General features: G+C 39.5%; 7 protein-coding genes. 2 read left to right on the top strand and 5 right to left on the bottom strand.

Annotation, left to right across the window (positions count from 1 at the left end; all coding sequences use genetic code 11):
• The first annotated feature begins 165 nt into the window (after nucleotides 1-165).
• On the top strand, nucleotides 166-477 hold the full coding sequence (locus ACTJJG_RS13750) for an ankyrin repeat domain-containing protein (protein WP_032057283.1): 312 nt from the start codon (nucleotides 166-168) through the stop codon (nucleotides 475-477).
• A 43-nt stretch (nucleotides 478-520) separates the two neighbouring features.
• Here ACTJJG_RS13750 and ACTJJG_RS13745 read toward each other — a convergent pair whose 3' ends face one another.
• The 5 genes from ACTJJG_RS13745 to ribF form a co-directional block, all read right to left on the bottom strand.
• A complete protein-coding gene (locus ACTJJG_RS13745; RefSeq protein ID WP_009387643.1) occupies nucleotides 521-1,063 on the bottom strand; it encodes an NADPH-dependent FMN reductase in 543 nt (180 codons plus the stop codon).
• Nucleotides 1,064-1,199: 136 nt separating this feature from the next.
• Nucleotides 1,200-1,682, bottom strand: a complete 483-nt coding sequence (locus tag ACTJJG_RS13740) for an FKBP-type peptidyl-prolyl cis-trans isomerase (protein WP_014208021.1) — start codon at nucleotides 1,680-1,682, stop codon at nucleotides 1,200-1,202.
• Between the two features lies 1 nt (nucleotide 1,683).
• Nucleotides 1,684-2,214, bottom strand: a complete 531-nt coding sequence (lspA, locus tag ACTJJG_RS13735) for a signal peptidase II (RefSeq protein ID WP_005804840.1) — start codon at nucleotides 2,212-2,214, stop codon at nucleotides 1,684-1,686.
• Nucleotides 2,207-5,044: an isoleucine--tRNA ligase gene (ileS, locus tag ACTJJG_RS13730; RefSeq protein WP_372552779.1), complete on the bottom strand. Its 2,838-nt coding sequence runs from the start codon at nucleotides 5,042-5,044 to the stop codon at nucleotides 2,207-2,209. Before ileS ends, lspA begins: the two co-directional genes overlap by 8 nt.
• Nucleotides 5,045-5,105: 61 nt before the next feature.
• Entirely contained in the window at nucleotides 5,106-6,107 is a 1,002-nt protein-coding gene (gene ribF / locus ACTJJG_RS13725; protein WP_032012561.1) for a bifunctional riboflavin kinase/FAD synthetase, read from the bottom strand.
• Nucleotides 6,108-6,314: 207 nt separating this feature from the next.
• Here ribF and ACTJJG_RS13720 point away from each other — a divergent pair, with 207 nt between their 5' ends.
• Complete coding sequence (locus ACTJJG_RS13720) at nucleotides 6,315-7,448, top strand: TDT family transporter (RefSeq protein WP_032012562.1); 1,134 nt, start codon at nucleotides 6,315-6,317, stop codon at nucleotides 7,446-7,448.
• The last annotated feature ends 72 nt before the right edge of the window (nucleotides 7,449-7,520 follow it).

Genomic DNA, 7,520 nt, shown 5'->3' with positions numbered 1-7,520 from the left:
AGTCATCGCCAGCTCATTATTCTAAACACCCCCGTTCCAATGAATGGGGGTGTTTCTTTATGTGCGGAATTTAATTTTTAATAAAAGATAGGTCCAAAATTAGATTTGTATTCTTGCTATATTCTATGAATATAATGATGAACTCTATTATTTTTGGGTACGTCCATGAAAATCAATTCTTTCTCTCCAATACCTGAAGATGATGAAGAGCTATCTTTACCTGTATTGATTTATTGGGCATCTCTAGGTGATATCGATCAAGTAAAAGAACTACTAATAGAGGGAGAAGATCCTAATCAGATAGATGATGAGGGATATAGTGCTCTACAAGCAGCTGCTGAAAATGATCATTTAGAGATAGTTCAACTCTTAATTGAAAAAGGTGCGCATGTCGCTTACAAAAGTGAATACACAGCATTAGAGCTTGCAGAAATGGCTGGTAATACTGATGTAGTGGAGTATTTAAAGAGTTTATAAAATTAAAGGCCTCTTTTGTTTAGAAAAGAGGCCTTTTGTTCAATTAAGACAAATGATATTTCTGTAGTTTCTCAACAATGGATTGAAGACCTTTTACTTCAAACTCATTAGCTTCGAATTTTTCATCTTTATTACGTTTAAATATATCTCTTATCTCTATTACAGCATTCGGGTCAATAATGCTTAAACTTGAGGTGACTTGACGTATTTGACTAATAGAACGAGAGCCATTTGTTGAACCATAGCCAATAAATGCAGCAGGTTTACCACCCCACTCCTTGCCGACATAATCAAGTGCATTTTTTAAAGCTGGGCTGTAACCATGGTTGTATTCTGGGCTAATAAAGATAAATGCGTCTGCTTGAGCAATTTTGTCTGCCCATTCTTGTTGTTTAGGTTGATCATAAATCCCGGTAGCAGGTGGGTGAGAGCCTGAAAATAACGGTAAATTCCACTCTTTTAAATCAATTACTTCTGTCTGAAAATCTTCTAGATTAAATGATGGAATTGTGGATTCTAGCCAATTGGCAACTTTAATTGCTGTACGTCCTTCACGAACACTTCCTACGATAATATAGACCAGCATGTATTTTTCCTAAGTATTTTTATCTTTATAACTTAATTCATTATATAGGTAGGAGAGAATATAGAATTTGTAAGGATTCTTATGTCACTAATAAAAATTGAATCATAAAAAAGCCCTCATTTAGAGGGCTTTTTATTTACATTAGCTTAATGCCTTGTTGGCCTTCAGGAGTAACCTTAAATATTTCTACTTCAAAGGTAATATTTTTCCCAGCTAATGGGTGATTAAAATCAATTTCTGTAATGTCATCATTAACTGATTTTACTACACCGAATAAGGTGGTTTTTGCCTTATCTTCAAATTCGATCATGTGACCAGGAATAGGGCGTTGTTCAAACTTAACTGTATCGAAAGTTTGAACATTTTCTGGATTCCACGGACCAAAAGCCTCTTCTGGTGGAAGGTGTACTGTACGGCGGTCACCTGCACGTAAACCGAATAATGCTTTTTCGAAACCTGGTAAAAGGTTTCCGTCACCAATAGTCAGACTAACTGGCTCTTCACGGCTACGTGTATTGTCAATTTCTACACCATTTTCGATAGCTACAGAAAAGTGTAGGTCGACTTTAGAGCCTTCTTGAATACGAATTTCTTCGTTAGGTTGAATAATTTCGGTCATATTATGCATCCGAATTTTGGTTACGTTGCTTCTCAAGGAAGAATGTATCAATGAGTAGCAAAATCGTACCTAGAGTGATGGCACTGTCCGCAATATTAAAAGCTGGAAAGTGATGATTTTGGTAATAAACATGAATGAAATCGACCACATAACCTAGGGTAATACGGTCAATTAAATTACCTAAAGCTCCACCTAAAATTAAAGCGATGGCTACAGGTAGCACCACCATTTTTTTAGGCATACGCATTAACCAAAATACAAAAAGTACTGAAACTAAGCCCGCCAGTGATGTGAAGAAATAGCGCTGCCATCCTCCTGCATCAGATAAAAAGCTAAAAGCTGCACCATAGTTATGCAATAGTGTCCAGTTTAAAAATGGAAGTACAGGTACAGGATCTGCGTAGTTCAGATGTGTACTTGCAATCCATTTTGTCCATTGATCCAATACAATGGCAAGGACAGAAAGTCCAAGCCAAATCAGATTATGTGGATAAAACTGGAATAAGCCTTTTTTAGCTTGTGAATTAGGCATATTTTCTCACTTCGCCACGACCAGTGACGTTCACAATACAACGACCACATAAACCAGGATGATCGGCATGTGTATTTACATCTGGAAGGACGTGCCAGCAACGTGCACATTTTTCACCTTCAGCTGCAGATATTTGTACACGTAAGCCTTCCATTTCAGTTGCTTCACCTTGCTCAGCAAATGGATGTACTACTACTTGCGAAGTAATAAGAACAAAACGGAGTTCATCAGCCAGTTGGTTTAAAACTGTTTGTAATGATTCACTTGCCCAAAGTTCAACTTTGGCTGAAAGATTACTGCCGACAAGTTTAGCGTTACGCGCTGCTTCAATCTGTTTATTTACTGCAGATTTTACGCTAATCAATGTTTGCCAATCTTCTTCAGAAAGCAAGTTTGCTTTTGATGAAACAGGCAAGTCATACCATTCTGAAGTAAATACATACTTTTCGGTTTGTTCTGGAATCAATGGCCAAGCTTCTTGAGCGGTAAAGCTTAGGATTGGGCTCATCCACCGGATAAATGCTTGAACAATATGATAAAGCGCTGTTTGTGCAGAACGACGTGCCTGAGAATCTGCTTTAGTGGTGTATTGACGGTCTTTGATAATATCTAGGTAGAAACCACCTAAGTCATTAATACAGAAGCTTGTTAACGCACTACATACCACATGGAAGTTCATTTCTTCATAGGCAGTGATAATGGTTTGTTGTACTTCATTCGCACGTTGTAAGATGTATTGATCTAGAGCGATAAGGTCATCTACGTCCAGAGCATCAGTACTTGGTTTGAAACCATTTAGGTTCGCAAGCAAGAAGCGTAGAGTATTACGAATACGGCGATAGCTATCACTTACACGGCTAAAGATTTCTTTCGATGCTGCGATTTCATAACGGTAGTCGCTAGACGCTACATATAGTCGTAAACCATCTGCACCAAGCTGTTTGATGATTTCTTCAAGCGGGATATAGTTGCCTAAAGATTTCGACAATTTACGACCGTTTTCGTCCACTGTAAAACCATGAGTTAACAAGGCTTTATATGGCGCACGATTGTGAATTGCCATAGATGTTAATAAAGAAGATTGGAACCAGCCACGGTGTTGGTCTGAACCCTCTAAATATAAGTCAGCAGGGCTTTCTAATTCATCACGTTGCTCAAGTACAGCGTAATGCGTTGTACCAGAGTCGAACCATACATCGAGTGTATCGCGAACAGCGTTATATTGTTCAGCATCTTCACCGATGAAGTCTTTTGCTTCACGTTTGAACCATGCTTCGATGCCTTCTTCTTCGATCAGTTGAGCAACTTCTTCGATGAGTTCAGGTGTACGCGGGTGTAATTCGTTCGTATCTTTATGAACGAAGAATGGAATTGGAACACCCCAAGTACGTTGACGTGAAATACACCAGTCCGGACGACCTTCGATCATTGATTCAATACGGTTCTTACCCCAGTTCGGTACAAACTCGATATCATTTTCAATGGCATTAAGCCCACCTTCACGTAACCCTTTTTGATCCATGCTAATGAACCATTGTGGTGTAGCACGGAAAATAATAGGAGTCTTATGGCGCCAGCAGTGTGGGTAGCTGTGTTTAATTGGTTGATGAGCCCATAAACGGCCTACAGCGCCCAAAGCTTCAATAATCTTTGGATTGGCTTTATAGATGTGCTCACCAGCATAGATTGGAGCAGTTGGGAGATAAACACCGTTACCACCCACTGGGTTATCTACTTTAAGGTTGTATTGAAGACCTACTTTATAGTCGTCCGCACCGTGGCCAGGCGCTGTATGTACGGCACCTGTACCGCTTGTTGCGATAACATGTTCACCTAAAATAACCGGAACTTGACGATCAGTAAGTAGAGGATGCTGTAGGGTAAGGTTTTCAAGAGCCGAACCAGTAAAATCAGCTAAAACAACTGGGTTTTCAAGCTTGTAACGCTCAATCGCTGAAGCAACTAGATCTTTAGCAAGAATAAAGTTTTGCTTACCACGCTCAGTTGTCACTTGCACCAATTGATATTCAATTTCGGCATGCAACGCAACGGCTTGGTTAGCTGGTAATGTCCATGGTGTAGTGGTCCAGATCACGATATCTGTTGGATCTTGAACTTCTACGTTTAAACGGGCACTTAAATCTTTGAGATCGACAACGCCAAAACCAACGTCAATTGCGTCTGATTTTTTATCTTCGTATTCAACTTCTGCTTCAGCAAGAGCTGAACCGCAGTCCATACACCAGTTCACTGGCTTTAAGCCTGGCTGGATATGGCCATTTTTCTGGATGAGACCTAGAGCACGAACGATATCGGCTTCTTGTTTGTAATTCATGGTGAGATAAGGATTATCCCAATCACCTAAAATACCAAGACGTTTAAAGTCAGTACGCTGTAAATCAATTTGTTTTAGCGCGTATTCACGGCAAAGTTTACGGAAAGTTGCTGCGTCAACTTTTTCGCCCACTTTACCTACTTTCTCTTCGACTTTTAGTTCGATTGGCAAGCCATGACAGTCCCAACCTGGAACATACGGTGCATCAAAACCTGAAAGCGTACGGCTTTTTACAATAACGTCTTTGAGTACTTTATTGACTGCGTGACCTAAGTGAATTGTACCGTTCGCATATGGAGGGCCATCATGCAAAATATATTTTTTCTTGCCAATACGCGATGCACGAATCTGCTGATAAATGTTGTCGGTATACCACTCTTCTAACCATTTCACTTCACGTACTGCCAAATTTGCTTTCATTGCAAATTGAGTATCCGGCAGGTTTAGCGTGGCTTTGTAGTCCACTGCATTCTCAGGAGTTTGCTTATCGCTCATGCAAGTTTTCTTCCAGTTTAATCAGCTTGGGAGCTGACATGTTTTACAATCAAAATTCGAATTAAAAAGGAAATTGTGTCGTGTCGTTACGGTATTGTCGTAACTGTTGCACGTCATTATCAATTCCAGCCTTAAGTGCTTCAAGCGAAGGGTAGTTCAATTCACCATGAAGATAGTGAAGAAAAGTCACCCGCATAAATAAGCCATACAGATTAGCAGAAACATCAGGGAAATGTACTTCTAATCTCCATTCTGGATGTTCTTGCTGAATGGCGGGACGTGTACCGACATGACCTGCGCCATAGAGGCTGTTTTCATGATATCCGGCAATTCCTGGTTTCTCTGGTGTTTCTTGGCGCACTTTTTCAGTGAGAGAAGTTGTTTCGCAAATGACTTCAACGCCATAAATACCGTTTAAACAAGGTTTGTGGCGGTTGAGACGAACATTAATGGTTGGAAAATCAAGAGTTCGTCCAATTTGGTCGCCATATTGGACACGTCCAGTAATACTGTACGGACGGCCTAATAATTTAGCTGCTAAAGCAAGATTACCCACTTGAAGTACTTGGCGAATACGGGTTGAACTGACGCGTTCACCTTCAAGTTCAATGGTATGTAAATTTGTGACTTGGAAGCCATAATCTTTTAAAAATTCACTGTTGCCTTGGCGGTCTTTACCGAAATGAAAGTCATCCCCTAAAACTAATGATTGGGCATTTAATTTATTTTTTAATAAATCTGCGAAGGCAGATGCGCTCATGCTACGAAAATGTTCATCAAATTTAGCAACCGCAATATAGTCAACGCCAAGCTCGGCTAGGTATTCAACTTTTTCCCGTAGTGAATTAATACGAGGAGGGGCATCGTAGCCTTTAAAGAACTCAAGAGGTTGTGGCTCAAAAATCATAACCAATGTTTTTAAGCCTTGTGCTGCAGCAATTTTTTTGAGTTGAGCAATCATCGCTTGGTGACCTAAATGGACACCATCAAAATTACCAATAGTTACCGCTGTTTGAGGTAACTGAAAATTGGGCGATAACGCATTAAGACGAAGCAGTTTCATGAACTTAAAATATGGCTATTTTTGCAAGGGCTATATATTGCCATAATCTCACAGATTCGTCTTGTTGTTGTGTTTTTACTCAGTTATTTTTCAACATGAATATTTGTATATTTAAAATACTGATGAATTAAATAAAAATAAATCAATTTTTCTTATTAATGGTTTGCTCTACTATATCTTTATCCACTCTTTGATTAGAGAACTAAGATGAAAAAACCCTTTTACCAATTAAATCATAGCAAAGATGTTATACGGCATTTTACTCCAAATTGGTTTACAGCGACTATGGGTACTGGCGTGGTGAGTATGATTTTAATCCAGCTGCCATTTGCTCAATCTTTTTTATTCACGTTAGCAACTTGGTTATGGCAATTTAATATTGTCTTATTCAGCGTTTTTTCAGTTCTTTATTTATTGCGGTGGTTTCTTTTCCCTCATGAGGCGAAGCAAATTTTTAATCATCCAAATATGAGCTTGTTTTTAGGCGCTATTCCGATGGGGCTCGCTACCATACTAAATGGCTTTTTAAGCTTTGGTATCGGGCTTTACGGTGAAGTCGCAATCCATATCGCCCAAGCTTTATGGTACATCGATGTCTTTTTAGCGCTAGCAATTGCGTGGATTGTACCATTTTGCATGTTTAGCCGTCAGAACCATCAGCTACATACGATGACTGCAATCTGGCTTTTACCTGTGGTTGCTTGTGAAGTAGCGGCAAGTTCTGCCGGCATGTTGGTTGCACATTTACCAGCAGATGTACACAGCTTTCATTTATTAATGGCTGGCTATGTACTTTGGGGAATCTCTGTTTTACCAGCATTCGCTATTCTGACAATTTTAATGCTGCGTATGGCTTTGCATCAGCTACCTGAAAAAGAAGTCGCCATTTCTAGCTGGCTCTCTTTAGGCCCGATTGGTACAGGTGCATTAGGTTTATTGTTACTAGGGCAGCAGGCACAAAGAGTGGCGCCAAATGTAGGATTTGAACAATTTGCTAATGTCTTTCAAGCTTTAGGAGTTGTAGGTAGTCTCGTGCTTTTAGGTTTTGGGTTATGGTGGCTTGGTCTTGCGATTTTAACAACGCTCCGTCACGCAAAGACAGGTATTCCATTTAACTTGGGCTGGTGGGGCTTAACCTTTCCATTAGGTGTATTTATTCTAGCACTATTTAATTTAGGACATCAGGTTGAAATTGTATTCTTACAATACGTTGCTGTCGCATTGAGTATTCTGTTATTGACGATGTGGGGCGTTGTAATGAAGAAAACGCTAGCAGGAGCATATAGTGGTCAACTGTTTTTTTCTCCATGCTTAATCGCTTTACAACAAAAAGTGCAGTAATGATGAAAAGGTGCAAAAAGCTTTTGCACCTGATTTATACTTATTTTCTAACTTATTTAATTTTGATTTGAG

The organism is Acinetobacter sp. 22512, assembly GCF_052044755.1.
GTDB lineage: Bacteria > Pseudomonadota > Gammaproteobacteria > Pseudomonadales > Moraxellaceae > Acinetobacter > Acinetobacter pittii.
Note: the sequence above shows the minus strand (reverse complement) of the source record. Positions and strands in the feature narration are given on the sequence as shown.